We start from the raw sequence: 26,857 nt of genomic DNA, 5'->3' as shown, positions 1-26,857 counted from the left end.
GCCCAAGGAGAAAGATTGGTGGACGCAACGGTTTTTCGCTTCGTGGCCCGGGAGGCGGCCGGAAAAATCCGGGGCGCACGGCTGGAAAAAGTCTTCGCCCCCTTCCCCGCGTGCTGGACCTTTGACCTCGGACAGCCGGGATTTCTGGTCGTGCATGCGGGCAAACCCGATCCCTTTCTGCTCCTTTCCTCCGCGAAGCCGGAAAACCCTCTCCAGCCGGATGCGCGGGCCATGTGGCTGCGCAAGCGTCTGCGCGGACGGCGTGTGCTCGACGCCGTTTCAGACTGGCCCGGACGGCGCATGGCTCTGGCCCTGTCGCCGGGTGAGGGTTCATGGCTGATGCTGAGTCTTTCCGAGCCGCCGCAACTGACGGACAGCCTGCCGCCGGACTTCGGCCGCGAACCAGAGATTCCCGCCCTGGAAGAAATCCTGGACAATCCGGAAATCTGGAAAACCTATCCGCATGTCACCCCGCCCCTGCGCCGCCGTCTGCAGGTCATTTCCCGCGATGAAGGAGAAACGCTGCTTCAGGAATTCCGGGACGGAAGTTCCCGCACCTTTTACGCCGGAATGGACGGCGGCCGGATGTGCGTCCGGCTCTGGCCCGTGAGCGGCGGACTAGTTTTCGAGAGTGCTCTGGACGCGGCGGATTATGCCTGCACACGCACTCTGGCGGACATGATCCGGGCGCGGACAGGAGAAGACGCCGCCGCCAGCCGGGCCGGAAAACGTTTGCGCCGCGCGCTGGGCAGGCTGGAAGAAGACGAGAGGCGTCTGAAAACCATGCTTGCCGGAAGAGAACAGGCTCAATGGCTGCGGGCCGGGCTGCACGCCCTGCCCAAGGACGCCCGGCTGTCCGAGACGCTGGTGATCCTGCACGGCGGGGAAGAACGGACAGTCGCCCTGGATCCGGCCCTGACCGTGCGCGAAAACATGGACCGGCTTTTCGCCCGCGCGGCCAAAGGCGAACGCGGTCTGGCCCAGGTCGCGGCCCGCCGGAAAATGCTTCTGGACGCGCCGCTGGAAGACGACTCGCCGGTGCCCGTGACAGAAACGACCACACTGGCAGCCAAAACGGCGGTCCCCGCGCGTTTTCGGGACATCAAGGCGGCCGTATACCGCTCCTCGGACGGCTTTCTGATGTTCCGCGGCCGGAGCGCCAAGGCCAATCACCAGCTTCTGACCAGGGCGGCCAGCCCGTTCGATTACTGGCTGCACGCTCAAAACGGTCCCGGAGCCCATGTCATCGTCAAACGCGATTTTCCCGCGCAGGAAGTGCCCGAGAGCACCATCGGAGAGGCGGCGGCCCTGGCGGCCCTGGCCAGCCACCTGAAAATGGCGGGCTGCGGCGACGTGCTGCTGTGCTTGGTCAAGGATGTGCGGACCATCAAAGGCGCGGCCATGGGAATGGCCGACGTGCGCAAAGTGCTGCGCACGGTGCGCGCCGTCATCGAACCCGGACTGGAACAGAAGCTCGAAATCAAAACCTGACTTTACACGCCGCCAGCCGGGGCATAACGTACGCCGAAAACCCGTGGAGGCGCCCATGCTGACCGATCCCCATGGCCGCAACGTGAGCTACCTGCGTCTGAGCATCACGGACCGCTGCAATCTGCGATGTCTGTACTGTCGGCCCGAGGAATGGGTTTTCATCCCCCATGAGGATATTCTGACCTTCGAGGAGATGATCGAACTGGCCCAGGCCGCGCAGAGCGCCGGAGTGGAAAAGCTCCGTCTGACCGGCGGCGAGCCATTCGTCCGCAAGGGGTTCCTGTCCTTTGTGGAACGCCTGCACACTACCTGTCCCGGTCTCGATCTGCGGATCACCACCAACGGCACGCTGCTGGCGGATCGCGTCAGAGCCCTGACCGGGGCGGGCGTGAACCGGGTCAATATCTCCCTGGACACGCTGAGCCGCGAAAAATTCCGGACCATCACCGGCGTGGACGGATACGGCCGGGTCAGGGCGGCCATCGAAGCCTGTCTGGCCGGGGGAATACGCGTGAAGCTGAATGTGGTCGCCGTGAAAGGCGTCAATGACGATGAACTGCCGGAATTCGTGGATTTCGCCCGGACCCACGACCTGGATGTGCGCTTCATCGAATTCATGCCCATCGGCCGCCATTCGCGCTGGAACCGGGATAATTACTGGCCGGCGGAGGAAATTCTCGCCGCCGTGAAGCGGCTGGTGGAATTGGATGCGGAAGCCCGCACTTCCCGTAACGGCGGACCGGCCAGAATGTACCGCATTGCCGGAAGCGGTGGGAGAATCGGCGTCATCTCCGCCGTGAGCAACCATTTCTGCGCCACATGCAACCGGTTCCGGGTCACCTCCGACGGAAAGCTGCGGGCCTGTCTTTTTTCCGACGCGGAAACGGACTTGCGGGCCGTGCTGCGCGACCCCGGCCATACGGAAGACGATCTGCTGGCCCTGTTTCGCAAGGCAGGGCGGGACAAGCCCCTGGGTTACGAACTGCTCCGGGCGCGCGGAAAAAACGCGGTCTGCGGCAGGGTCATGACGGCTATCGGCGGCTGACGTGGAAAGGCTCCGCTGTCTGGACCCGGACGCTCAGGGCTTCCGGATATGGCTGGCGACATCCTCGGGCCGGGACGGCAGGGACAGGACGGAACCGCCTTCATCCAGGGCGCGGTCCAGATCCAGGGTTTCGATGTGGACGTCCGACCCGAAGGCGTCTTCCTTCAGCGCCAGCCAGGCGATTTTGGCGAAGGCGCGGGTTCTGGCCCACCAGGAGCGCCCCTTGCGCTCCCAGAAGCGCTGACCGGAGCGACAGGCCAGTAGGCCGGAGCAGGCCAGAAAGGCCAGGTTGGTTTTGGCCGCCGCAAACACGGCCCGGCCCATCATGGTTCTGGCTTCCTGAAAGGCGAGCCGCGTTTCCGGCCGGATGGCGGGCAGATGTTTTTCTTTTCCGGGGTCGGTAGAGGGGTCATGCATGGAAGTTTTCTACGGCAGCCGGGATGAATTGGCAATCCGCGGCGCGGAAAGACAAAGACAGGACATATGGAACAACAGGAAATCGTTTTTGAGAACGCGGACTTTGCCCGCGAGGTCTTCGGCCCGGAAAACCTTCATCTGGACATCGTCTCCCGCATGACGGGCGTGTCTGTAAGCAGCCGTGGCTGCGAGCTGTCCATCTCCGGGGAGGACCCAGTCATGGTGAGCCTCGCGCGCGGCTTTTTCACCCAGATTTATGGCCTGGTCCGCGCCGGGCACCGTTTTTTCGGGCGCGACATCGAGCAGGGCCTTGGCATCATGCTCCGGGACCCGGCCACGCCCCTGGCCGTCTATTACAAGGAAGCGCAGTTCGCCGTTTCGCCGCGCAAGAGCGTCGCTCCCAAGACCGTGGTCCAGCGCGAATACCTGCATGCCCTGCGCGAGTCGGACCTGACTCTGGGCGTGGGGCCGGCCGGTACGGGCAAGACCTATCTGGCCGTGGCCGTGGGAGTTTCCTTTTTTCTGCAAAAACGGGTCAAGCGCCTGATCCTGACCCGCCCGGCCGTGGAGGCCGGAGAAAAACTGGGTTTCCTGCCCGGCGACATGGTGGAAAAGGTCAACCCCTATCTGCGGCCCCTGTACGACGCCCTGCACGACATGTTCGAGCCGGGCCGGGTACAGGAGATGCTCGCCGCCGGAACCATTGAAATAGCGCCCCTGGCGTTCATGCGCGGACGCACCCTGAACAACGCCTTCGTCATTCTGGACGAGGCTCAGAACACCTCGCCGGAGCAGATGAAAATGTTCCTGACCCGCCTGGGATACGGCTCGAAAGCCGTGGTCACGGGCGACGTGACCCAGATTGATCTGCCCGCCCATGTGGGTTCCGGACTGGTTCAGGCTCTGGAAGTGCTTGAGGGCGTGGAAGGCGTGTCTCTGGTCCGCTTTTCCGAAGCGGATGTGATCCGGCATCCGCTGGTGGGCCGCATCGTGGCCGCTTACGACCGCCATCGGCAGAGCCGGACCGGAGAAAACTGATGCTCTGTCTGGAACGCCTGGCTCCGCACGACCCGCGTTTTCCGCTGTCCGGCCCGGAGCTTGCGGAAATTTTCGACGGCCTGACCGCCCTGTTCGGTCTCGCGGCGGAAGAAGTGTCCCTGCGCATCGTGGATGACCGGGAGATGGCCGGGCTGAACAGCCGCTTCATGCACTGCCTGGGGCCGACCAACATCCTCAGCTTTCCCACCCATGAGCCGGGGCTTCTGGGAGACCTTGTCCTGTCCGCCGAAACCCTGGCCCGTGAAACCTTCCTCTACAATCAGGACCCATACGAGTATACGATGCGGCTCCTGGCCCACGGTCTGCTGCATCTTGCGGGATACGATCACGGCCCGGAAATGGATGCCCTGACCGAACAGGCCGTTTCCACTCTGGGCGGTGGCGATTTGACAAGAAATACAAATGCCTGAGTTTCTATTTTACCATAGCCTTGGAAGCAGGTAGAGAATTAGAATTTTTGTAAATTTATTTTACCGCAATTTGTCTGCAACTCCATATATAATTCTATATGATTACTCTTTTCTGGAGAAGATTGTAAAGAAAATCCTTTCACATCACCTAGACTAATACATTTTAATAAATCATTATTTTCCTTATACGATCGAAACTTTTCTCTATAAGGGATAAATGTCTCGCGATCAAAGAGTACGGCATATATACCTTCTTCATTCTTATCAACATCACCTATATGTATATTCTTGATATTGATTTTGACAATATATTTATCTGAACACAAAAAAAGAGAATTTTGAATATCATCATTTGAATCAAATCGGACAGTTTTTCCATCTAGAAAGTATAAATCATTTATCTGTGAATCGATCTTATTTGGCTTAAGTAAGTGATGCCCAGAGCTATCTGTTATACCGTCTCTTTCACTTATTATTAAATTTCTAAATAATATATATACATTTTCATCATAATATGGAATATACTCTCCACACCGACCACTCCTATCATGGTTATTCAAAACAAGATTCTGTTCATATATTAATTCTTTATTTTTATTATTCATTAATACAATAGATACCATTGTATCATTATTATTTATTTTATATATATAATCAGCATCTCTATCATATATTTTCAATACAGATATCATTCCTGTTTCTATCCAGGAATATGAACATGAATAACCCAAATCATTTATTGATCTACTTACACGACTATTTTTATTTCCTATATAATAATTATAGTTTTTCCAAAAATATCCAAATTCTTTATATTGATCAGGAATAATTACAGGATAGTATCCTATATCTGTCACATATTTTATATTTTTTGACCTCAGAATATCAAAATCTCTATCAAGTTCCACTATAGCATCAGCAGGAAGTGAACAATTCTCAGGCACCTCCATATATCTTACCCCGGACAAAGGTTCAATGGTAAATGCTGTTCCAAATGGAAGATACCATCTCCTCTCCTGTGAATTTGCATTCGTATATTGATGTGTACATAATATAATAACTGGAACAATAAAAATAGTAAAAAATAATACAAACAAACTGCGTAATATATTTTTTGAAATAGTTTTATTAAGAATAAGATATGAAATAGCAATCATAAATATAGACACTATCCATAAAATCACACCCCATCCTATAGAAAGAATCACATCATAATAATCATATAAATATAAAAAAGAATAACATATTAGAAAAATAAAAGACAATACAAGAAAATAGATACTTTTATATGGCATTTTCCCAATTGATATTTTGTAAAAAACTCTTATATAGAATATATATACTAGTTGACCAAAATGCAATACAATAAACTTAATATAGTCTGAAATTGAATTTAACGAATAGGAAGCATCCAAAAACATTAAAATTGGACTCAATATTCCGCAAATAGTACTAAACGCTGCTACATGAAACCCATAGAAAATTTCTCCTCCCCTTGACACAAATGTATTCATGCAAAGTGACAGAATCATCAGAGAAAGCGATATTTCCGCCAAACGTACAGACACACGATATTCATCTGTCTCAAGTATATTTGGAGAGGCAGAGTCTTCGGGTATCTCTTTACTCATCGTGATTCTCCAGCAGCATAAGATTTTCGGGAATTGAGTTCAGAACACCTTAGCGGCAATCATGCTCCCCGACACGAAGACTCCCAGTGTCGCGCCCAGATTGGCGAAGATCACCACCAGCAGTATCCGGCTGACAGGATTGAGCCAGAATCCCTTCACGCTCATGACGCTCGTGGGCAGCTCCTCCAAATCTGAAACCGTGGGCTTCTTGACCCAGGCCTGCACCAGCCCCGCCACCCAGCCCGCGGCAATGAGCGGATGCAGCGTGGTGAACGGCGCGGCCACAAAGCTGGCCAGAATGGTCAGCGGATGCCCCAGAGCGGCCAGAGAACCCAGAGCCGCGCCGATGCCCGTCACCACCACCCAGATGGACACGGCGCTCGCGGAAGCATCAGCGCCGCCCCGAAAAAAACCGGCGGCCAGAAGCGCGACGAAAAAACCAGGCAGCCCCCATTTCCAGAACGCGCCCCATCTGGATGGCGGCGGCAATTCCTCCAGCGGCGCGAGGTCGATATCCTGCCCCAAATACCGCCGCATTCCCGGAACGTGCCCGGCTCCCACCACGGCCACTATATCCCGGCCCGGAGCCCGGCGGACTTTCTGGGCCAGATAGATGTCCCGCTCGTCAATGAGCCGCTCCTTGATCTGCGGGAACTGCTCCGCGAACGCGCCCATGATGGAGGCCAGCTGGTCCTTTTTCTTCATGTCCTCGATCATGTCCTTATCCACGTCCTCGTCCACGAAGATCCCGGCCAGAAGCTGGGACAGCAGCCGGAATTTCTTCCAGAACGACAGGGCCGCCCACACGCGCTTCAGGGTCACCTGCACATCCCGGTCGGCCAGAACCAGCGTGGCTCCGGTCTCCTGGGCCAGACGAGCGCCTTCCATCATCTCGGCTCCGGGCTGCACGCCGAGCTTGTCGCCGATCTTGCGGTAAAATGCCTGTAAAACCAGCTGAATCATCAGAAAAACAGCCTTGCCTTCCTTGATGACCTTGTAGATGTCCATGCCGCGCCAGTCGTCCCGGCGGGTCATGGCCTGATGCCTGGACTGGCAGAGTTCAATACAGATGGTGTCCGGCTGCACGATCTCCACGGTTTTCCGCACGTCCTCGACGCTTTCCAGAGAGACATGGGCCGTTCCCACCAGAAAGAACCGCCTGCCGTCCTCCTCCACCACTGTCACACTTTCCGGCAAATTCTCGTACGTCACAAAATACCTCGTCAAAAGAACGGATTCATATGCCGTAGCCCCGTTATCGCCGCCCCCAGGGGAAAGCAACCCTGCGTGAAATCCGCACTTTTCCCTTGTCAAAGCAGGATGGCTGGCGCATCTGGGCCCAAGCTTCATGTTTCCGGAGATCATATGCCCGAGACCGATTTCGACCGGCGCATGGCCGCCGCGCCCTATGCCGCCATCTGGGACCTGACCTGGCCTCAGGTGGCGATGATGATGTGCCATTTCCTGATCGGATTCGCCGATGTCTGGGTCGCCGGACGTATCGACCGCGAAACCCAGGCCTGCATGGGCGTCATGAGTCAGGCCATGTTTTTCTTCATGGTCGTGGCCGTGGCCCTGGCCAACGGCAGCGTGGCGGCCATCAGCCAGAGCTCCGGGGCCGGGCTGCCGGGGCGGATCAAGCGTTTCGTAGGCCTCAGCATGGGGCTTGGAGTCATCACCAGCTTCATCATCTTCGCTGTGGGCCTGAGCTTCGACCATGTTTTTCTGCGGCTGCTCAAAATCCCCGCCGAAGTCATGCCCGTGGCCGCGTATCTGTTACAGATAAGCCTCTACCTCATGCCCGCCTATTACCTCTTCACCATCAGCAACGCCTTTTTCCGGGCGCAGAAATCCGTAACCGTCCCGCTTTATTCCATGGTTCTGGTAACCATCGTGAATACAGCGGGCGATCTGGGACTGGGACTGGGCATGTGGGGGCTGCCGGATCTGGGCTACAAAGGCATTGCCTGGGCGACGTTCGCCTCGGTGCTTCTGGGCACGGTCTTCAACATTGTCATGATGGTCCGCTGCGGCCTGCTGTCCGCCCGGAGCCTCGCGCCGTGGCGCTGGGTCCGCCTGGCTCTGCCCTATCTGCTCCGTGTGGCCTGGCCCGCCGGACTCATGCAGCTGGTCTGGCATTCCGCGTACATGGTGCTGTACGCCATCACGGCCAGCCTGCCCCACGGCAGCGTGATCGCCATGGCCGGCATGAGCGCTGGCATCCGCATCGAGGCCCTGCTTTTCCTGCCCGGCATCGCCTTCAACTTCACGGCATCCATTCTGGCCGGGCACTATCTGGGCCAGGGGCGCAAAGACATGGCCAAACACATGGGCTACCGGATCATGGCCGTAGGCGTGGCTGCCATCAGCATCATTTCGGCCCTGCTGTGGCTGGTCATCGAGCCGGTCATCGCTTTCGTGGCCCCGGACCCGGAAGTTCAGGCCGAAGCCATCCGCTATCTGGCCTGGAACATGGCGGCCACACCGCCATTGCTGGCGGCCATGATTCTGGGAGGTGCCTTCGTGGGGGCCGGGGCGACCATGTACCAGGCCGTGATCTTCGGTTCGGCGGCCTGGCTGGTCCGCGTGCCGCTGGCCTATCTGCTCGGGCACGTGGTGCTGCAAAGCGCCCAGGGCGTGTGGATGGCCATGTTCGTCTCGGTCCTGGTCCAGTGCGCGACCATGCTCTACTTCTACCACTGCCGGGACTGGTACCGGTTCACCCTGCGCAAATCCCGGAGGACCGCATGACCCTGCCCGGCCACTATCTCGGCGGCCTGACCACCTACGCCGCACACCTGCCCTGGGATATGGAGTATTCCATCGAACTGGATGAAAACGGACATTACCGGCTGTTCTCCCGCGACACCGAAGGGCGGGTGCGGCAGCAACACTGGGGCACATCGGGCCGGGCCCTGGCGGAATTCGCCCTGCGGAATGGATTTGACGCCGAAGATCTGCTGCGAGACCTGCACGCCATCGATCCCGGATTCGCGGCGGATTTTGAGGCTTGCCTGCGCCGCTGAAGAGGTCAGCTCTGGGAGGGGAAAAGGAAAGGCGAAAGAAACGCGAAAACCGCGCGCATCAGACTGTGGACCGTGTGGCGCGGACAGCTTCCCTCGGAGAAATCGCCCGCGCCACAGTCAGGACATGCCGCCCGGATCTATTTCAGGAGCCTCCCGACCGTGTCCATCAGCTCCGAACTGTCATAGGATTTGACGACATAGGCGTCCGCCGCGATAGACTTCAGATCGTGACGGAAGCTGTCGTAGGCCGTACACAGAATGATGGGCAAGGCCGCGTGCCTGCTGCGGAGTGTCTGCAACACGTCGAGCCCCGATTTTTCCCCCAGTTTGATGTCCAGAATGACAAGATCGGGGGAGTTTCTCGCCACCAGTGCCAGCACGTCCTCACTTCCGTCCGCCGTCACGGAATCGTATCCTCTGGACCGCAGTTCCTCGGCGTAAAGCATCCGTACATGCGCTTCATCGTCGATAACCAGAACAGTCTTTTTCATGTCGGCCTCCTGATGTCATCATTAGGCTCAGTCCTCATTAATTGCCAAAAAGCAGAAAATCTGGTTAGTTGTGCTCAAGGAGGACGCCATGAGCCAACTTTTCTGCCTTTCTGCCGAACAACTCGAACGTATCAAGCCCTTCTTTCCACGATCACATGGTATTCCGCGGGTCGATGACCGGAAAGTCATAAGCGGCATCATTTATGTCATCAAACATGGCCTGCAGTGGAAAGATGCACCGCGTGAGTATGGCCCGTATAAAACGCTGTACAACCGCTTTTTGCGCTGGAGCCGGATGGGCGTCTTCAACAATATTTTTACCGAATTGGCAAAAACAGCGGGAAAAGATGGACGATTGATGATCGATGCGACCCACCTCAAAGCCCATCGTACCGCCGCAAGCTTGCTCAAAAAGGGGCTCTTTCCCGCTGCATCGGACGCACAAAGGGCGGTCTGAACTCCAAACTCCATGCTGTTTGCGACGGTCACGGCAGGCCCCTGGTCATGAAGCTCACAGAAGGCCAGGTGAGCGACTACAAAGGAGCCGCCCTGCTTATGGATGCTTTACCTGAGGCCAGGGAGCTGCTGGCGGACCGTGGTTATGACGCCGACTGGTTCCGTGATGCCCTGCACGCCAGAGGCATTACGCCCTGCATCCCGCCCGGAAGGAGCCGGAAGAGACCCATCTCTTACGATAAAAATCTGTATAAACAGCGGCACAAGATCGAGATCATGTTTGGCAGGATCAAGGACTGGCGCAGAATAGCCATGCGTTATGACCGCTGCGCGCATACCTTCTTTTCAGCTCTGTGCCTCGCGGCTTCCCTCATTTTCTATCTCATTTAATGAGGCCTGAACCTAGGCTGATTGTTCCTCTTCCGGCAACGATCACGGGCTGTTACTCCCCCGCCTCCTTCTGGACGGAATCCGGCCGCACCCCACGGTGCGGGAGTTTAATCGGACCAGCCGAACACAGCGTCCAGCTGCGGGATAAACTCCCTGACGGCATCCTGATCCGCCGCCGGAGCACTCAGGGTTTTTTCCATGACCGCCATGTTTTCCTTCATCTGAGCGAGCATCTGGGCCTTGTCTTCGGCGGAGATGTCCCGATTGCCCTCTATCTCCATCACGGCCCGGCGCATCTGGCCAAGGGCGTCCTGGCCGTGTTCGCCGAATTTCACCGCCATATAGGCCTGACTCACCCGGGCCGCCACAACGGGCCACGAATCCTGATCGAACCCGTGTTTCTCAAGCACTGTCAGCATGTCGGAACTGCATTTGAACTCATGGGCCCAGTCCGTCACCAGCTTCGCGGTGCTGGCAGGGTCGCCGTCGTCGTCGGCATCCTCGGCATAGCGCTCGAAAAAGGGCCTGAACTCCTCCATGACGCCGACAAACCCCTTCACCTGCTCCGCACTCAGATCCTGGCTCCAGACCGTGGACGGAAGCAAGACCAGAGCGGCCCACACCATGACTCTCCCGAACAAATTCATATCTCCCTCGCGATACCAGTTATGTACAGCGGCTGCGGTCCTGTCATGTCCGCGGCATCTCCGCATTGCTCTTTCGGCATATTATCTTTACATACCGCCGAATTCAAGCGCTTCAGAAACCAGGAAACATTGCCGGAGGCAGCATGAACCCTCAGGAGCTTCTGTACGCGCCCACTCACGAATGGGCGAAAATCGAAGGCGATACGGTTACCGTGGGCATCACGCAGTTCGCGCAGGAACAGCTGGGCGATCTGACGTTCGTGGAACTGCCCCGTCCCGGAGACCAGGCCGTGGCCGGAAAGGAAATCGGCAGCGTGGAATCCGTCAAGGCGGCCAGCGACATCTACGCTCCGGTCAGCGGCGAAGTGACGGAGGTCAACACTGCGCTCGAAGACACGCCTGAACTCGTCAACCAGGCTCCCTTCGGCGCGGGATGGATGTTCAAAATCCGGCTGGCCGGGTCCGTTCCCGCCCTGCTCGACGCGGCGGCCTATGCCGCCCGGTGCGCATCCGAAGCGCACTAGAAAACCGGATATCCCACGCCCGCGAAGAAGCGAGCCTCTTTCGCGGCCAAAGTCCTGATAACCCGCCAGCGGAGCCGCCATGCCGTTTATCCCCCACACTCCCGCCGACCAGCGGGCCATGCTGCAAACCATCGGCGTACCGGACATCGACGCGCTGTTCGCGGACATCCCGGCGCGCCTGCGGGCCGGAGAGCTGCACATTCCCCAGGGAATGAGCGAAATGGAGGTTCTCCGTAAGCTGAACCGGACCGCCGCCGGAAACCGTACGGACCTGACTTCTTTTCTGGGTGCCGGGTTCTACGATCACTACATCCCGAGCGCCGTGGACGCCCTGTGCTCCCGCGGAGAATTTTCCACGGCCTACACCCCGTATCAGGCCGAAGCCTCCCAGGGCATGCTCCAGGCCATTTTCGAGTACCAGACCGCAGTGGCCCGGCTCTTCGACATGGACTATGCCAACGCGTCCCTCTACGACGGCGGCACGGCCCTGTATGAGGCCGCCATGATGGCCGTGCGCCACACCCGGCGTTCGACCATCATCATTTCCGAAAGCGTGAACCCCATCCACCGGATCATGCTGGCCACCCACACGGCCAACCTGAAGCTCAATCTGGTCACCGTGCCCCACCGGGACTGCCATACGGACGCCCAGGCCCTCATGGCCGCCATCAACGACGACACGGCGGCCGTCATCGTCCAGAATCCCAATTTCTTCGGGACCATCCAGGATTTCACCGCGCTTTTCGCCAAAGCCGCCGAACATCAGGCCGTGGCCGTCATCTCGGTCTATCCGGTTCTGCAGGCCATCCTGAAAACTCCCGGCCAGATGGGCGCGGACATCGCCGTGGCCGAAGGCCAGAGCCTGGGCCTGCCGCTCAGTTTCGGCGGCCCGTATCTGGGTATCATGGCCTGCTCCAAAAAGCTTGTCCGCCAGATGCCCGGCCGCATCGCCGGCCGCACCGTGGACAAAAACGGCAAGACCGGCTTCGTGCTCACCCTGCAGGCGCGGGAACAGCACATCCGGCGCGAGAAGGCCACATCCAACATCTGCTCCAACCAGGCCCTGTGCGCCCTGCGCTCCCTCATCCACATGAGCCTTCTGGGACCCGAGGGACTGCGAAAGACGGCCCGGCTCTGCGCCGAACGGGCGAAAAATGCCGCCGATGCCCTGACCGCCCTGCCCGGCGTGCGGGTGGCAAACAGCCCCTTCGGAAACGAATTCACCGTGGAACTGCCGATGCGCGCGCAGGAAGCCGTCCGCCGGCTGCTCGAGGATGGGGTCATCCCCGGCTTTCCCCTGGGAAATCATTACCAGGGCATGGACAACCATCTGCTGGTGGCCTGCACGGAAAAAACATCCCCGCAAGACATCGCCGCCCTGACCCGGCTGATCGGAGGCATCCTGTGAAGACACTGTTTTCCCAATCCGTTCCCGGCAGAAAAGGCGTCTGGCCCGACGGCGCTCCCGAAGAAACATCCATTCCGTCAGAACTTCTGCGGCAGGAGCCACCCAGATTGCCCGAGCTGTCCGAACTCGACGTCATGCGGCATTTCACCCGGCTTTCCCGGCTGAATTTCAGCGTGGACGGCAATTTCTATCCGCTGGGGTCGTGCACCATGAAATATAACCCCAGATTCACGGAAACCGTGGCCGCCCATCCCGGCTTCACCGGGCTGCATCCCCTCACGCCTCAGATTGAAGGCGCCGGGCATCTGGCCCAGGGCGCTCTGGAAGTGCTCCTCGAAACCGAACGGCTGCTCTCGGAAATCACCGGCATGGCCGCCTTCACCCTGCAGCCCATGGCCGGAGCCCACGGCGAGCTGACCGGGGTCATGCTCATGGCCGCCTATCACAACGACAGGGGCAACAGAAAAACCAAGATTATCGTACCCGATTCCGCCCACGGCACCAACCCGGCCTCGGCGGCTGTTGCCGGGTACGATGTGATCTCTCTCGAATCCGTGAACGGCATGATCGATCCGGAGGCTCTGGAGCGCGTGCTGGACGACGAAGTGGCCGGTCTGATGATGACCTGCCCCAACACGCTGGGACTTTTCGAGAACGGCCTGGAGCGCATCGTCGAGCTGGTTCATGGCGTGGACGGGCTGCTCTACTACGACGGAGCGAACCTGAACGCCGTCATGGGCAAGATGCGCGTGGGCGACGCAGGGTTCGACGTGGTACACCTGAATCTGCACAAAACCTTCGCCACGCCTCACGGTGGCGGCGGACCCGGCGCGGGACCCGTGGGCGTCAGCCGGCGTCTGGCGGATTATCTGCCCGTGCCGCGGGTGGTGAAGCAGGAGGACGGACAGTACCGCCTCGATCACGGCTATCCCAAGTCCATCGGGTACATCGCGCCCTTCTACGGCAACTTCGGCGTCATCCTCAAGGCATACGCCTACATTCTGCGCCTGGGCCGCGAAGGTCTTGTCAGAGCCTCGGAAAACGCGGTTCTGGCCGCCAACTACCTGCGCAAACGGCTGGAGGGACATCTGGATATCCCCTTCAACCGCGTGTGCATGCACGAATTCGTGGCCTCGGCCGTGAAGCAGGCCCAAAACGGCGTACGCGCTCTGGATATCGCCAAGGCCCTGCTGGACAAAGGCCACTACGCCCCGACCATCTATTTTCCGCTCATCGTCAAGGAATGCCTGATGTTCGAGCCCACGGAAACGGAGAGCAGGGAAACTCTGGACGCTTTTGCGGACGATCTCGTGGAGATCCTGGCCCGCGCCGAGATGGATCCCGATTCCGTGCGGGAGGCCCCCGAAACCACGCCCGTGCGCCGTCTGGATGAAGTGCGGGCGGCCCGGAACATGGAACTGGTGGATGATTCCATACTCTGACACCTGTCCGGAACGAGCAATCCTGTATCCAAGGAGGATTCGCCATGCTGTCCTGGTCCATCATGTTTCTCGTTATCGCAATCATTGCGGGCGTACTGGGGTTTACAGGCATTGCCGGAACCGCTGCCGGAATAGCGAAAATACTCTTTGTGCTTTTCCTCATAGTGTTTGTGGTTTCCTTCTTCGTGGGGCGCAAACGCTGACCGGACATCCTGTGAACTGAACCGCCGCGACAACGCGGTGACTGAACCAAAAAAGAGGGCGGTGTTCCTGAGAACGCCGCCCTCTGACCATACAGGGATAACCTTTTCGAAAAAGAAGAGCGCCGGAGCTATTCGTACTTTACAAACGGCCTCTTCAGAATACGCATTCAAAAACCGATGGAACAGAAACCATGCTTTCCGGAACAGCCATGACCGTCATCCTGATCCTGCTCGCCATAGCGGCCTGCGCCGCTGTCTTATACCAGATGGCCGGAAAAAAACCGCGTATCGAGCCTCTCGATCCGCATTCCGTCGCACCCGTGCCCACCCGGGGAATGACCTCCGCCGAAGAGGAGGAAGAAGCCTGTCTCCTCTGGGAAAACATCATCCCCGCCGCGCTGGAGCGCATCTATGCGGAGCGGGCTGTTTCCACGGGAGAACGCCGCATGTCCGCCGCCCATGAAGAGCCCTCCGAAACGGCCAAGGTGGCCATGGGCGGCCTGATCAGTTCCTTCCAGAAGATAAGCACCCTGCATTCTTCCCTCATGCACCTGAACAGCCCGTCCATCAGTCTGGAGGAGGCGGCCGTCACGGTCACCCGCGACCCGGTGCTGTCCTCCCATGTGCTCAAGGCCGCCAACTCTCCCGTCTTCGGCATGACGCAGGGAGTCCGCTCCATCCATACGGCGGTGAACATTCTGGGCATCGACAATCTGAAATCGCTGCTGGTCTTTCAGGCCATGCCCCACACGCTCTACTCCACGGCCCTCCAGCGCGGCATGTTTCAGGAAGTGTGGCGGCACATGAACGTCACCGCCATCATCGCGTCCTTCATGGGCAGGGCGCTGCAGCACCCGGACAGCGGAATGCTGTACACGGCCGGGCTCATGCACGACATCGGCAAACTGGTGCTCATCCCGATGATCGGCAAAGGCCGGTGCCAGACTTACCCGCCCACCCTGGAAGAAGAATACGAACTGCTCTCGGCCACGCATCTGCAGGCGGCGCAAATCATGGCCGCACGGGATGGCAGCGCGCCGGGCCCTCTCTGGGAACTGATACTGTGGCATCATCTGCCCGCCCTGGCGACCGCGCACCCGCCGCTTGCGGCGGAGACCTCGCGCTCCCTGACCGTGCTCTTTCTGGCCAACCAGCTGGCCAAACTGATCACGGCGGACGGAAGCCTGGAGGAAGGCCGGATGGATATGCTGGACGTGTTCGACTCCGGCTATCCGGCGGCCATTTCCCGGGAAGAGGCCACAACGCTCCTCCTCAGCCGGGATCTGATGCGGGATATTCTGGTCAGCGCCAGACTCGTCCAGGCCACCCTCAACTGACCCCCCTCGCGGCTCCCGTGGGCAGGAATCTTCAGCGCCGTTCGAGATTGATGGACGATATCTGGCTGTTCAGCGTCCAGAAATCGTAAATATATCCCACCAGAAAAAAGCCGAAAGTGACCATGTACAAAAGGCCTGTCACCCACTTGCCCATGTACATCCGGTGCACGCCGAACATGCCCAGAAACGTGAGCAGCAGCCAGGCCACGGAATAATTCACCCGGCCGGGATAGAACCGCATGCTGGCGGAGCGGTCCATGGAAGGGATGAGAAAAAGATCGATGATCCAGCCCACCAGCAGCAGGCCGAAGGTAAAAAAGTAGATGGTCCCGGAAACAGGGCGCCCGTAATAGAACCGGTGCGATCCCGTGAATCCGAAAATCCAGAGCAAATAACCCAGCAATACGTCGTGTGTGTCTTTCTGCATATCAACCTCAGTGTTTGGGGTGATTCAGGGATTCCAGCCAGCGCAGGCTGCGCGACGTGCGCGAAGCCAGACCGGCGTGAGCAGGGTCCACATTCAGGGTGTCGATCATGGACACGTCTTTCTGAAGGCGCAGCGCTTCCAGATAAAGATGGTCTATGTCCTCGAAGTTCTTTTCATGCCGGAACGCGTCGTGGAAAAGAAGCACCGGGCAGCGCAGCCTGTCCAGAGCCTCCTGCAGAGACTGCTTGCGCAGGAAATCCTTCAGACCGGGGCTGGCCTGAAACGCCGGAGCCAATTCTTCCATCCCGGCCAGCGCCAGCATGTCCGAGACGGGATCGAAAGCCACCACAGCCTTGATACGGGCGTCCCGTCCGGCCAGACGCAGAGCCAGGGTCCCGGCGGCGCCCTCACCCAGCACCCAGAGACGCGCCGGATCGGCTTCCGGCAGACGGGCGAGGACAACATCGAGAACCTGCCGCGCCGTCCGCAGCCCGCCGTCATCCGCCATGTATCGCTCCATCTCGGCTTGCATCATGGGCAGGGATGAGCCTTCGACCCAGGCTCCGGGCACGTCGAAAGCCACGGCGGCCACTCCGGAACGGGCGAAAAGAAGAAGCTGGTCCAGGTCCTCCGAGCCGAGCCGTCCGCCCAGAGCCCTGTCCATGGCCAGGGGCGGCAACAACACACATGGAATCACGCCGCCCGAAAGAGCATCCTCCCCGGCGGGGGGAAGTGCGATCCAAATCTGCTCCGTCTCCTGCGAAGTCAGCAGTTCGTACAGACGCACGCCGTCCTCGATCAGAAGGGGCGGTCCCAGTTCCGGCAATGGAGCGGGCTCCTCCTGCCCCGTCACACGATTCACCGCCTCGATCACATCCTCCGGCGTGTTCATGTCGCAGCCGAACAACAACAGCACCGCCACAAGAAATATTCTCATCCGTCCTCCCGTCCTCATGTCCGGCACAAACCCGGCAGCATGGTTGACCTTTGTCCGGCAAAGGACAAAAGAGCTGCTGACCGCAGACAGGCCCTCATCAGTGCGGCCATGAACCCGGAAAACAGCAAGCAGCCCCGAAATCCGCTCCGGCGGTAAGTTCTCAAGCCCCAACCGTCAAGGACATGCCATAATGATCGATTCCCGGCGACTGACCAAAACATTTTTTGATCTGGTCCGCATCGACAGCCCCTCTCTGCACGAAAAGGCCGTGTCCGACCACTTGTGCTCCCTGCTCGCTCCACGCGGCTTTGATATCCGCATTGACGACGCCGGAAAGCTTGCCGGAGGCGACACAGGCAACCTCATCGTACGCGTTCCGGCCACCGGCCCGGGCAAACCCAGGGCCTTTTCCGCCCATATGGACTGCGTTCCGCCCTGCATCGGCGTGCAGCCTGTGCTGAAGGACGGCGTCATCACCACCGCCTCGGACACGGTGCTCGGCGGAGACGACAAGGCAGGCATCGCGGCCATTCTGGAAGCCCTCTTCCACCTGGAGGAAGAAAGCATCCCGCATCCCGAACTCTTCCTGCTTTTCACCATCTGTGAGGAAGAAGGCCTCGTCGGAGCCAGGAACATGGACTATTCTCTGGTCGGGGCCGGAGAAGCCGTGGTGCTGGATTCCGGCGGAGCAGTGGGCACCATCATCACCCGCTCGCCCGCCAAGGCCGACATCGCCATGACGTTTCTGGGGCGCCCGGCTCACGCGGGCATCGAGCCGGAAAAAGGAATCAGCGCCATTCAGATGGCCGCCGGAGCCATCACCCGCATGCGTCTTCTGCGCATCGACGGGGAAACCACGGCCAACCTGGGGCGCATCGAAGGCGGCACGCAGACCAACATCGTGGCGGACCGCGTGACCCTGACCGCCGAAATCCGCGCTCAGGAGGAAGCCAGACTTCAGGAACAGATTGAATATATGCGCCGGTGCTGCGCGGATGCGGCCGGGGAGGCCGGCGGCGATTTCTCCTTCACGCCCAGGCTCGCCTACCCCGCCCTGAGTGTGCCCGATGACAGTCCGCTCCTTCGGGAGGCTCTGGAGGCCTGCTCCCGCCTGGAGCTGACTCCGGCAGTGAAGGGCACCGGCGGCGGCAGCGACGCCAATGTCTTCTCCGGCCAGGGTATGGCGGCCATCAATCTGGGCATCGGCATGAGCCGGATACACACCACGGACGAGTTCATCACCGTGGACAGCCTGATCCAGATCACGCGCCTGACGGCCGAACTCATGCGCTCCAAGGAAAGCTGAAGCCTTCATCCTTTTACAGGGCGCAGCAAGAGGGCGTTGCCGCGCCCCGGCTTCAGCCCAGCTTCTCAGCCAGCAGTTTGTTGACCAGGGCCGGATTGGCCTTGCCTCTGGACTTTTTCATGACCTGCCCCACGAAAAATCCGGTCAGCTTCCTGTCCCCGGCCCGGAAACGCTCCACCTCGGCCGGATTTTCGGTCAGCACCTCATCCACGAAACCCTCCAGAGCCGAATTGTCCGAAATCTGGACCATTCCCTTGGTCCTGACATAGGCTTCCGGGTCTCCGCCCGTGGCGAACAGGTCCTTGAACACGGTCTTGGCGATGGTGCCGCTGATAAGCCCGCCGTCCACCAGCCGGATCAGGGCGGCCAGTTCCTCCGGCCGGAATCCGCATTCGGCCAGGGTAGCGCCCCGGTCATTCAGCTCACGCAGCAGTTCGCCCATGATCCAGTTGGATACCTTTTTGGGTTCGGCACCGGCGGACAGTGTTTTCTCGAAATAATCGGCCACGTCCTTTTCGGCCGTCAGCACCTCGGCGTCATAGGCGGGCAGGCCCAGTTCCTCCCGGAAACGGCGGCAGCGGGCGGCGGGCAGCTCCGGCAGTTCCGACCGCCACTTCTCGATCCACTCTTCCCTGATGACCAGAGGCGGCAGGTCCGGATCCGGAAAATAGCGGTAATCGTGGGCCTCCTCCTTGCCCCGCATGGACCGGGTCACGCCCTTGGCCGCATCGAAAAGCCGGGTTTCCTGGATCACCTGCCCGCCCTCTTCCACCAGATCAATCTGGCGCTCCACCTCATATTCGATGGCCCGCTGGATATTGCGGAAGGAGTTCATGTTCTTCAGTTCCGCACGGGTGCCGAATTCCCGCTGGCCGAAGGGCCGGATGGACACGTTGGCGTCGCAGCGGAAACTGCCCTCTTCCAGATTGCCGTCGCAAATGCCCAGATACACCAGAATGGCCCGCAGATTCTTCAGATAGGCCACGGCTTCCCCGGCGGAACGCATGTCCGGCTCGCTGACGATTTCGATGAGCGGCACTCCGGCCCGGTTCAGGTCCACATAGGAAACATTGTCCACCGTGGAATGAATGTTCTTGCCCGCGTCGTTTTCCATGTGGATGCGGGTGATGCCGATGCGCTTCTCCCCTTTTTCCGTGTGGATGAAGATATGGCCGTGTTCGGCCACGGGCAGGTCGAACTGGGATATCTGGTAGCCCATGGGCAGGTCCGGGTAGAAATAGTTCTTGCGGGCGAAAAGCGAGGTACGGTTCACCGTGCAATCCACGGCCAGAGCCATTTTCACCGCATATTCCACGGCCCTGGCGTTCACCACCGGCAAGGCGCCCGGCATGCCCGTGCACACGGGGCAGGTATTCTCGTTGGGGGCGGCCCCGAAGGCCGTGGAACAGGAACAGAAAATCTTGCTGCTGGTTTTGAGCTGGGCATGCACTTCCAGCCCGATGACGACTTCGTAATTCATGATTGTCTCGCGTTTTGAAGAAACTTGTCCCGGCAAACGGGCCTTCAATCTGTGGTTTAAACAAAATTGTAAATCCCTTTCCAAACTACCTGGGAACCATGAAAAAACTGCCCCGACCGCTTCCAGATCAGCCGAAACTATGCGCTGAAACAGAGTCTCCGGCCGTCAGAAATCTCGGGGAAGCCCCGGACCATCACTCCCTGTACAGCCGCGCGCCCGCCCGGTGATCTTCCAGACGCAGCCCCATTCGGACCAGCTCCCCGCGCAGTTCATCGGCCAGGGCAAAATTCCCCTGTTCGCGGGCCCACTCCCGCCGCGCCACCAGACCTGCCGCTTCTTCGGGCCATTCCTGTTTGGGTAACGGCAGCCGGGCGCCGTCCAGAAAGCCCAGCACGCTGTCGCAGGCCAGAAACTGTTCGCGGGCGGCCTCGCCTTCCTCACGGGTCGGCGGACGGCCGTTGAGGATCTTGGCAAAACCGAACAGCACCGGCCAGAAATGGGCCAGATCCAGATTGTTTTCGAGAGCCGCCGCAAAGGCCGTCTTCACGTCGTACAGGGTCTGATTGAAGGACGGATCCGCCTTTCCCGGTCCGTCTCCGAGGGTGGCCGTCACAAAGGCATCCTGGAGCCGGTGCTGGTTTCTGCGCCACATGACCAGACTCTCCCCGGTGCAGGCCAGAGACTTGAGATGCGACGACGACAGCAGCCACAGACGTACGGCCGTCCCGTTCCCGGCCAGTTCCAGCGCCTGTTCCAGCGAAGTGACTCCGCCCTCGCGCCGGATCACGGGCTGAATCACCATCCAGGCCCTTGGCCGGATATCGGCTCCCGCGCTCCAGATGGCGCTGAAGTTGTCCAGATGCGGGAAGCGTTGGGATTCTCCGGCCAGCATGACCGATACCGCGCCCAGACTGTCCAGGGCGGCGGAGGCCATCTGGAGAAACCAGCTGGGCCGGACCTTGCCCCACTGGGTTTCGATCACGTCCCCCAGCTTCAGGTCCTGCAGGCTGGCCCGCTTCAGCAGCGTGAAATCCGCCGGATTTTCCTTGACGTAATCATCCAGATCCACCGTGTGCCCGACATGCACACCCGCCGTGTCCATGCCGGAAGTCCGGCCGTAGTCTTTGTCCCTGGTCACGTCGAAATAGACGGAACGCAGCTTTTCGTAGGCCCGGCCCCGCGACAAAAGCCGCCGCGTCAGTTCCAGGGCACGGTCCAGACTGTCTCCGGACAGGGCGAAACGCAGCGCCGAAGATACTCCCAGGCTCCGCGCGTATCCGGCCATTGTCTCCACTCCCCGCTCCCGGAACTGGTCCGGGGGCAGACCGGCGTCTCGCGCTCCGGCCAGAGCGCGGTCGTCCATGTCCGCCACACCGACAGCCATCCGCGCGGCCCGACCCTCCCCGGACAGGGCCCGGCCCAGCACGTCCATGAGGACGATGCGCCGCCAGACATCCAGCTCTCCGATGTCGTCCAGACTGGGGCCCGGCGTGAACAGGGCGTGTCCGCCGGACGGCGAGCCGAGAAACTCCACAGTTCCCGTATCCACGCTGTGCACGGCCAGTCCCTGCCGGGCGGGCGGCGCAAACAGCGTGGTGGACAGATAGCGCTCCCCGGTGTCCGGGCAGATGAACACGATGAACCCGGATTCTCCCCCGGCGTCCAGTTCCCGGGCCAGACGCAGCGCTCCGGCCAGAGCCGCTCCCGCGCTCATGCCCGACAGGATGCCCTCTTCCCTGGCCAGACGCCGGGCGCAGGAAAAAGCCTCCTCGTCCTCCACGTGAATGATCCGGTCCAGAGCATGCTTGTCGTAGATGCCGGGCGGGTAGGACTCCTGCATGTTCTTGAGGCCCTGAATCTTGTGCCCGGCAAAGGGCTCCACCGCCGCCACGCACACTCCCGGAGCGGATTCCTTCATCCGCCGGGCGATGCCCATGGCCGTGCCCGAAGTGCCCAGCGTGGCCACCACATGCGTGACCGCTCCGCCCGTCTGCTCCAGAATCTCCCGGCCCGTGCCCATAAAATGCGCCCTGATGCTGGCCGGATTGTTGTACTGGTCCATGAGCAGGTACTTGTCCGGCTCCTCTCTGGCCAAGCGGTAGGCTTCCTCGATGGCCCCGTCCGTGCCCAGGCATCCCGGCGTCAGGCGCAGCTCCGCCCCGTAAGCGCGCATGATCCGCTTGCGTTCCTCCGAGGCGGAATCGGGCATGAGCAGGGTCAGCCGGTAGCCCTTCACCGCGCAGACCATGGCCAGCCCCACGCCGGTGTTGCCGCTGGTGGCTTCGATGATAATTTTGTCCGGGGTCAGTTCTCCGCTGGCCTCGGCCGCCTCGACCATGGACAGGGCCACACGGTCCTTGATGGATCCGCCCACGCTGGCCCCTTCGACCTTGGCCGCCAGAATGATGCGCGGATGCGGAAAAATCCGGTTCAGACGCACGATGGGCGCGGCCCCCACCAGAGAGAGAATATTCTCATGCAGCATAGATGACCTTGAGCAGGATGGCCCGAGCCGGATCATCCCGTGGCGTTGAAGCATTTTTTCCCAAGCGGACATCCCCGGTCCGCCGGATGTGAAACCGGGGCGGGCTTCAGCGGGGCAGCATCCAATCCCTTTCCCGCATCCATTCCTGGGCCGCGCCGGTCTCCCCGCCGCCCAGACCGGCCAGCCCCGAGGCCAGCGCCCGAAACTCGGCCCGGCGCGACGCGAAAGGATCTTCCCCGGCCACGGGCGTGTAGACCAGCCCAAGACGATCGAACCCGCTGGACATGACGGCCACATGCTCCGGCAGTTCAGCTCCGCCGCGGCCGCTTATGAAACGCAGCACCGCCGGATGGGTCAACGGCGCGCGGCACATAAGGTTTGCAGGACAGGGCCGCGTTTCCAGACAGGGCGCGCAGCCGCACACAGCCTGCACGGCCAGATGTCCGGCCCCGTAAGGCCCGGTTTCATGACACCAGGCCGAAGACAAAAAGAAACCAAGCACCGGAACGCCCAGATACGCGGCCAGATGGGCCGTTCCCGTATCCGGTGAAAGAAGCAGATCGAGCCCCCGGACAGCCTCCAGAAGCCCCGGCCAATCCGTCCCGCCGGTCAGATCGTGGACTTCCCGACGCAGGGATTGCGGCAGCAGGCTGGCCAGTTCCCTTGCCGCCCGCCGGTCTCTGGCCGTTCCGAACAGATGCACCGGACCATTCGTTCTGTTCCGGGCGGCGCGGACTATGGGCGCCAGAATTTCCGGAGGCAGAGAGCGGCGGGCGTTCTGGCCGGACATGACCACGCCCAGACCTCCGCCGCGGGCGACGGCCGCCGGATTGACCGCGGCCGGAGACAGGGGTGCCGGCGCATACAAACCCCAGGCATCCACCAGATTGATGCCCGCTTCGGCACGGCGGGCGCTCCAGCGCATGAGCTGGGAGGGCCAGAAATCCACCAGCCGCTGACCCGCGCGGAACCTGTATCCCCGCACTGTTTCCGGATCGAACAGGGCGGCCAGGGCGAAACTGAGTCCGGAAAAATTGAGATTGTACACCCGCCGGAAATCAGTCCCGGCCAGAGCGTCCACATCGCGCCGTATCCGTGCCCACACATCCCCGGCGCCATTTGCGTGGGCCGGTATGCCGTGCACTGTGACTTCCGGATACAGCAGCCGGGCCAGTTCCGTGAGGCCGCCGTCCACCAGCAGATGCACAGGGCTCTCGGCCAGAAGGGAACGGATCAGCCGCCGGGTCTGGATCAGGTCGCCGAAACGGGCCAGCTGTACGACCAGAGCGGGGCCGGAAGACATGGGCGGGGTCATGCTCGCGTTCTTCGGGGAAAACGGCCAAAATGTCCAGAAGCCGCGCGTGTACAAGCGCATCGGCCTCTGTTAGGCAAATGTGCATGCGCTACTATCCTCTGCTTCTGGACATACGCCGTGCCCACTGTGTGGTGGTCGGCGCGGGCGAGGTGGGCCAAAGGAAAATAGAAACCCTGCTGGCCTGCGATCCGGCCCGGCTGACAGCGGTGGATCCTCGTCCGCCGGGCCCCGCTTTGCTGGCCTTCCTTGCCAGACATGCCAACTTCACGTATGCGAAGCGGCCTTTCGCGGACACGGATCTGGACGGCGCGCGCCTGGTTTTCGCCTGCACGCCGCTACGCGAACTCAACGCCCGGATCGGTCTGCTGTGCCGGGACAAAAACATCCTGTGCAACATGGCCGACGATCCCGAAAGCGGCGATTTCACCCTTCCGGCGAGCATCACGCGCGGCGATCTGACCATTACCGTCTCCACCGGCGGCGCAAGCCCGGCCCTGTCCCGGGTCATCCGGCGGGATCTGGAAGAACGCTACGGCCCGGAATACGAGCGGCTGACCAGGCTGATGGGACGCATCCGGCCAGCGCAGCTGGCTCTGGGCGGAAGCAGTTCCGAGAACCGGCGCGTGTTCCGCGATCTGGCGGCCGCTCCCCTGCCGGAACTGATCCGCAAAAACGACCGGAGCGCATGCGAGCGGACCCTGAAGGCCCTGCTCCCCGCCGACCTGCATGCACAAATCGGAGAATGGTGCGATGACTGCTTCCCGACTGTTTGAACTGAGCGTGGCCCTGCTCTATCTGGCGGGGTCCGTAACTTACCCTCTGGGGCTTCTGCTGCGCCAGCCAGGGCTGAAACGCGCAGCGGTCTGGACATCGGTCACCGCGTTCGCCCTGCACACCGTGGATCTCGTGCTCCGCTTCGCCGAACTGGGCGCAGCCAACCTGCATCAGCGCCAATTCTACATGAACCTGCTGGCCTGGTTCTTCGTACTCATCTTTTTCGCCCTCTGGTGGCGGCTCAAGCACGATTTTCTGTCTATCGTCACGGCGCCCCTGGCCCTGGTCCTGTTCAGCTCTTCCCTGGCCATCCACACCCAGACCATGACCGTGCCCGAACACTTCAGCGCCCTGTGGTTCGGCCTGCACGTGGGGGCCGTGTTCGTTTCCCTGGCTTTTGTGGTCATGGCCTTCGGAGCGGGGCTGGCCTATCTTTTCCTCGAACAGAAAATCAAAACCAAGACCAGGCTGCCCGGATTCTTCCACGAGCTGCCGTCTCTGGAAACCTTCGACAGGGCCAACGACTGGGCCGCGCGCATCGGGTTTCCCCTGTACACGGTCAGCATGCTGGCCGGTTTCCTGTGGGCTTCCTTCACCTGGAAAAAAATCATCAGCTGGGATCCCAAGGAAATCGTTTCCATTATCGTCTGGATCGTTTTCGCCCTGCTTTTCCATCAGCGCATGGTGCTGGGCTGGCGTGGCAAAAAGCCCGCGAAAACGGCCATTGTCCTGTTTCTGCTCTGTCTGGCGTCTCTGGTGGGAGTCAATTTCCTGCTTCCGACGCACCACAGTTTCCGGTCCTAATTTTTCCGGGTTGACGCTTCCATGAATCAGGAAATCTATCTTGTCGGTCTGAATCATAAAACCGCTGGCGTGGATGTCCGGGAGCGGTTCGCCTTAAACGGCTGCGATCCCCGCTCCGGCGGCCTCGTCTCCGAGGACGGCCCCGTGGCCGAGGCTCTGGTGCTGTCCACCTGCAACAGGGTTGAATTTCTGGCCGTGGGCGACGCCGCCGGCAACGCCCCGGAGGCCATCGCCAGCTTCTGGGCCGCCCAGTGCGGGCAACCCGCGTCCGGCCTGGACGGACACATCTACAGTCATACCGGCGCGGCAGCCGTGGAACACCTGTTCACCGTGGCTTCCAGCCTGGACTCCATGATTCTGGGCGAACCGCAGATCCTGGGACAGCTCAAGGCCGCCTACCGTCAGGCCGTGGAAAACGGCTCCACCAGAGTGATCATCAACCGGCTGCTGCACAAGGCCTTCTCTGTGGCCAAACGGGTCCGCACCGAGACGGCCATCGCCTCCAGCGCGGTGTCCATCAGCTATGCGGCGGTGGAACTGGCCCGCAAGATATTCACCGATCTCTCCAATCACCGCGCCCTGCTTATCGGTGCCGGCGAAATGGCCGAACTGGCCGCCACGCACCTGCTTTCGGCCGGAGTGCGGGATTTCACCGTGGTCAACCGGACCATGGAACACGGTCAGGAGCTGGCCCGGCAATTCAGGGGGCGGGCCATGCCCTTCGAGGACCTGCATCAGGCCCTGCTGGAAACGGACATCGTCATCAGCTCCACGGGTTCGCCCACGGCCGTCATCCACGCCAGGGACATGAAGGAGGTGCTCCGCAAAAGGCGGCACAAGCCCATCTTCTTCATCGACATCGCCGTGCCCCGGGACATCGATCCGGACGTGAACACTCTGGACAACGTCTATCTGTATGACATCGACGATCTGCGGGAAGTGGTGGAGGAAAATCTGGCCGGACGGCAGCAGGAGGCCCTGAAGGCCAGAGACATCGTAAACGAGGAGGTGCGCGCCTTCATGCTCTGGCGGGACTCGCTGGAACTGACGCCCACCATCGTGGCCCTGCTGGACCAGGGAGAGCGCATCGCCCGGCGGGAACTGAAGAAATCCATCCGCCAGCTCGGCCCCGATCCGGATCCGCAGACCGTGGCCATTCTGGAGCGGCTGGCCCAGTCTGTCTGTCACAAAATCTACCATGAGCCCATCAGCTACCTGAAACGGCGCTCTCAGGAAGAAGGATCGGCCCAGCGCTTCATCCACAACGCCCGCAGAATGTTCAATCTGGACCGGGAGGAAATTCCTCCCGAGGCGCATCAGGACCGCAAATCCCCCTGGGCCAAATGACGGAG

The 26,857-nt window shown here is 60.3% G+C and carries 26 protein-coding genes; 16 read left to right on the top strand and 10 right to left on the bottom strand.

Annotated features, from left to right (window positions below; translation table 11 throughout):
• Nucleotides 1-18 precede the first annotated feature (18 nt).
• Together AXF15_RS09615 and moaA are read left to right on the top strand one after the other, a co-directional pair.
• A complete protein-coding gene (locus AXF15_RS09615; protein ID WP_151192346.1) occupies nt 19-1,491 on the top strand; it encodes an NFACT RNA binding domain-containing protein in 1,473 nt (490 codons plus the stop codon).
• A 55-nt stretch (nt 1,492-1,546) separates the two neighbouring features.
• Entirely contained in the window at nt 1,547-2,536 is a 990-nt protein-coding gene (gene moaA / locus AXF15_RS09610) for a GTP 3',8-cyclase MoaA (RefSeq protein WP_066606606.1), read from the top strand.
• A 33-nt stretch (nt 2,537-2,569) separates the two neighbouring features.
• Here moaA and AXF15_RS09605 read toward each other — a convergent pair whose 3' ends face one another.
• Nucleotides 2,570-2,953 (bottom strand): hypothetical protein, encoded by a 384-nt coding sequence (locus tag AXF15_RS09605; RefSeq protein ID WP_066606603.1) that lies wholly within the window; start codon nt 2,951-2,953, stop codon nt 2,570-2,572.
• A gap of 66 nt (nt 2,954-3,019) precedes the next feature.
• On the opposite strand from AXF15_RS09605, the gene AXF15_RS09600 reads away from it, so the two are divergent.
• Nucleotides 3,020-3,991: a PhoH family protein gene (locus AXF15_RS09600; protein WP_066606595.1), complete on the top strand. Its 972-nt coding sequence runs from the start codon at nt 3,020-3,022 to the stop codon at nt 3,989-3,991.
• Nucleotides 3,991-4,422, top strand: coding sequence for an rRNA maturation RNase YbeY (ybeY, locus tag AXF15_RS09595; protein WP_066606592.1), 432 nt, complete (start codon nt 3,991-3,993; stop codon nt 4,420-4,422). Before AXF15_RS09600 ends, ybeY begins: the two co-directional genes overlap by 1 nt.
• A gap of 38 nt (nt 4,423-4,460) precedes the next feature.
• On the opposite strand, the gene AXF15_RS14050 is transcribed toward ybeY, so the two are convergent.
• Both AXF15_RS14050 and AXF15_RS09590 read right to left on the bottom strand, forming a co-directional pair.
• Entirely contained in the window at nt 4,461-6,053 is a 1,593-nt protein-coding gene (locus AXF15_RS14050) for a transient-receptor-potential channel family protein (RefSeq protein WP_151192345.1), read from the bottom strand.
• A gap of 39 nt (nt 6,054-6,092) precedes the next feature.
• On the bottom strand, nt 6,093-7,265 hold the full coding sequence (locus AXF15_RS09590) for a TraB/GumN family protein (RefSeq protein WP_066606590.1): 1,173 nt from the start codon (nt 7,263-7,265) through the stop codon (nt 6,093-6,095).
• A 153-nt stretch (nt 7,266-7,418) separates the two neighbouring features.
• Here AXF15_RS09590 and AXF15_RS09585 point away from each other — a divergent pair, with 153 nt between their 5' ends.
• Entirely contained in the window at nt 7,419-8,804 is a 1,386-nt protein-coding gene (locus tag AXF15_RS09585; protein WP_066606583.1) for an MATE family efflux transporter, read from the top strand.
• A complete protein-coding gene (locus tag AXF15_RS09580) occupies nt 8,801-9,079 on the top strand; it encodes a hypothetical protein (RefSeq protein WP_066606581.1) in 279 nt (92 codons plus the stop codon). The genes AXF15_RS09585 and AXF15_RS09580 overlap by 4 nt, the downstream gene beginning before the upstream one ends.
• A gap of 137 nt (nt 9,080-9,216) precedes the next feature.
• On the opposite strand, the gene AXF15_RS09575 is transcribed toward AXF15_RS09580, so the two are convergent.
• Nucleotides 9,217-9,570, bottom strand: a complete 354-nt coding sequence (locus AXF15_RS09575; RefSeq protein WP_066606579.1) for a response regulator — start codon at nt 9,568-9,570, stop codon at nt 9,217-9,219.
• A gap of 88 nt (nt 9,571-9,658) precedes the next feature.
• Here AXF15_RS09575 and AXF15_RS13565 point away from each other — a divergent pair.
• A protein-coding gene (locus tag AXF15_RS13565) for an IS5 family transposase (protein ID WP_236884765.1) occupies nt 9,659-10,416 on the top strand; the annotation gives its coding sequence in 2 pieces (ribosomal slippage) (nt 9,659-9,992 and nt 9,992-10,416; 759 coding nt in all).
• Nucleotides 10,417-10,523: 107 nt separating this feature from the next.
• Here AXF15_RS13565 and AXF15_RS09560 read toward each other — a convergent pair.
• Complete coding sequence (locus AXF15_RS09560; protein WP_151192344.1) at nt 10,524-11,063, bottom strand: hypothetical protein; 540 nt, start codon at nt 11,061-11,063, stop codon at nt 10,524-10,526.
• Between the two features lie 143 nt (nt 11,064-11,206).
• Between AXF15_RS09560 and gcvH the strand changes: the two genes are divergently transcribed.
• The 5 genes from gcvH to AXF15_RS09540 all read left to right on the top strand — a co-directional run bounded on the left by gcvH (nt 11,207) and on the right by AXF15_RS09540 (nt 15,977).
• A complete protein-coding gene (gene gcvH / locus AXF15_RS09555) occupies nt 11,207-11,587 on the top strand; it encodes a glycine cleavage system protein GcvH (RefSeq protein ID WP_066606567.1) in 381 nt (126 codons plus the stop codon).
• 79 nt (nt 11,588-11,666) lie between these two features.
• Nucleotides 11,667-12,995 (top strand): aminomethyl-transferring glycine dehydrogenase subunit GcvPA, encoded by a 1,329-nt coding sequence (gene gcvPA / locus AXF15_RS09550; protein WP_066606564.1) that lies wholly within the window; start codon nt 11,667-11,669, stop codon nt 12,993-12,995.
• Nucleotides 12,992-14,437: an aminomethyl-transferring glycine dehydrogenase subunit GcvPB gene (gene gcvPB, locus AXF15_RS09545; protein WP_066606560.1), complete on the top strand. Its 1,446-nt coding sequence runs from the start codon at nt 12,992-12,994 to the stop codon at nt 14,435-14,437. Before gcvPA ends, gcvPB begins: the two co-directional genes overlap by 4 nt.
• A 44-nt stretch (nt 14,438-14,481) precedes the next feature.
• Nucleotides 14,482-14,640, top strand: coding sequence for a DUF1328 domain-containing protein (locus AXF15_RS13560; RefSeq protein ID WP_083517973.1), 159 nt, complete (start codon nt 14,482-14,484; stop codon nt 14,638-14,640).
• Between the two features lie 209 nt (nt 14,641-14,849).
• Nucleotides 14,850-15,977: an HDOD domain-containing protein gene (locus AXF15_RS09540; RefSeq protein WP_211258971.1), complete on the top strand. Its 1,128-nt coding sequence runs from the start codon at nt 14,850-14,852 to the stop codon at nt 15,975-15,977.
• A 31-nt stretch (nt 15,978-16,008) separates the two neighbouring features.
• Here AXF15_RS09540 and AXF15_RS09535 read toward each other — a convergent pair whose 3' ends face one another.
• A complete protein-coding gene (locus AXF15_RS09535; protein WP_066606556.1) occupies nt 16,009-16,404 on the bottom strand; it encodes an NINE protein in 396 nt (131 codons plus the stop codon).
• A 7-nt stretch (nt 16,405-16,411) separates the two neighbouring features.
• Nucleotides 16,412-17,341 (bottom strand): alpha/beta hydrolase family protein, encoded by a 930-nt coding sequence (locus tag AXF15_RS09530; RefSeq protein ID WP_066606554.1) that lies wholly within the window; start codon nt 17,339-17,341, stop codon nt 16,412-16,414.
• Between the two features lie 190 nt (nt 17,342-17,531).
• On the opposite strand from AXF15_RS09530, the gene AXF15_RS09525 reads away from it, so the two are divergent.
• Nucleotides 17,532-18,647: a M20/M25/M40 family metallo-hydrolase gene (locus AXF15_RS09525; protein WP_066606547.1), complete on the top strand. Its 1,116-nt coding sequence runs from the start codon at nt 17,532-17,534 to the stop codon at nt 18,645-18,647.
• 52 nt (nt 18,648-18,699) lie between these two features.
• Here the strand turns inward: AXF15_RS09525 and gatB are convergent, their stop codons facing one another.
• The 3 genes from gatB to AXF15_RS09510 form a co-directional block, all read right to left on the bottom strand.
• A complete protein-coding gene (gene gatB / locus AXF15_RS09520) occupies nt 18,700-20,130 on the bottom strand; it encodes an Asp-tRNA(Asn)/Glu-tRNA(Gln) amidotransferase subunit GatB (protein WP_151192422.1) in 1,431 nt (476 codons plus the stop codon).
• Between the two features lie 190 nt (nt 20,131-20,320).
• Nucleotides 20,321-22,612, bottom strand: coding sequence for a pyridoxal-phosphate dependent enzyme (locus AXF15_RS09515; protein ID WP_066606542.1), 2,292 nt, complete (start codon nt 22,610-22,612; stop codon nt 20,321-20,323).
• 106 nt (nt 22,613-22,718) lie between these two features.
• Nucleotides 22,719-23,927, bottom strand: a complete 1,209-nt coding sequence (locus tag AXF15_RS09510) for a glycosyltransferase family 9 protein (RefSeq protein ID WP_169793641.1) — start codon at nt 23,925-23,927, stop codon at nt 22,719-22,721.
• Nucleotides 23,928-24,010: 83 nt separating this feature from the next.
• On the opposite strand from AXF15_RS09510, the gene AXF15_RS09505 reads away from it, so the two are divergent.
• From AXF15_RS09505 to hemA, 3 genes are read left to right on the top strand one after another with little or no spacing between them, the layout of a single operon-like run.
• Complete coding sequence (locus AXF15_RS09505; protein WP_169793640.1) at nt 24,011-24,700, top strand: precorrin-2 dehydrogenase/sirohydrochlorin ferrochelatase family protein; 690 nt, start codon at nt 24,011-24,013, stop codon at nt 24,698-24,700.
• Entirely contained in the window at nt 24,678-25,505 is an 828-nt protein-coding gene (locus tag AXF15_RS09500; protein ID WP_066606531.1) for a cytochrome C assembly family protein, read from the top strand. Before AXF15_RS09505 ends, AXF15_RS09500 begins: the two co-directional genes overlap by 23 nt.
• A gap of 21 nt (nt 25,506-25,526) precedes the next feature.
• Nucleotides 25,527-26,852 (top strand): glutamyl-tRNA reductase, encoded by a 1,326-nt coding sequence (gene hemA, locus AXF15_RS09495; protein ID WP_066606529.1) that lies wholly within the window; start codon nt 25,527-25,529, stop codon nt 26,850-26,852.
• Nucleotides 26,853-26,857 lie beyond the last annotated feature (5 nt).

It is taken from the genome of Desulfomicrobium orale DSM 12838 (assembly GCF_001553625.1).
Taxonomy (GTDB): Bacteria; Desulfobacterota; Desulfovibrionia; order Desulfovibrionales; family Desulfomicrobiaceae; genus Desulfomicrobium; species Desulfomicrobium orale.
Note: the sequence above shows the minus strand (reverse complement) of the source record. Positions and strands in the feature narration are given on the sequence as shown.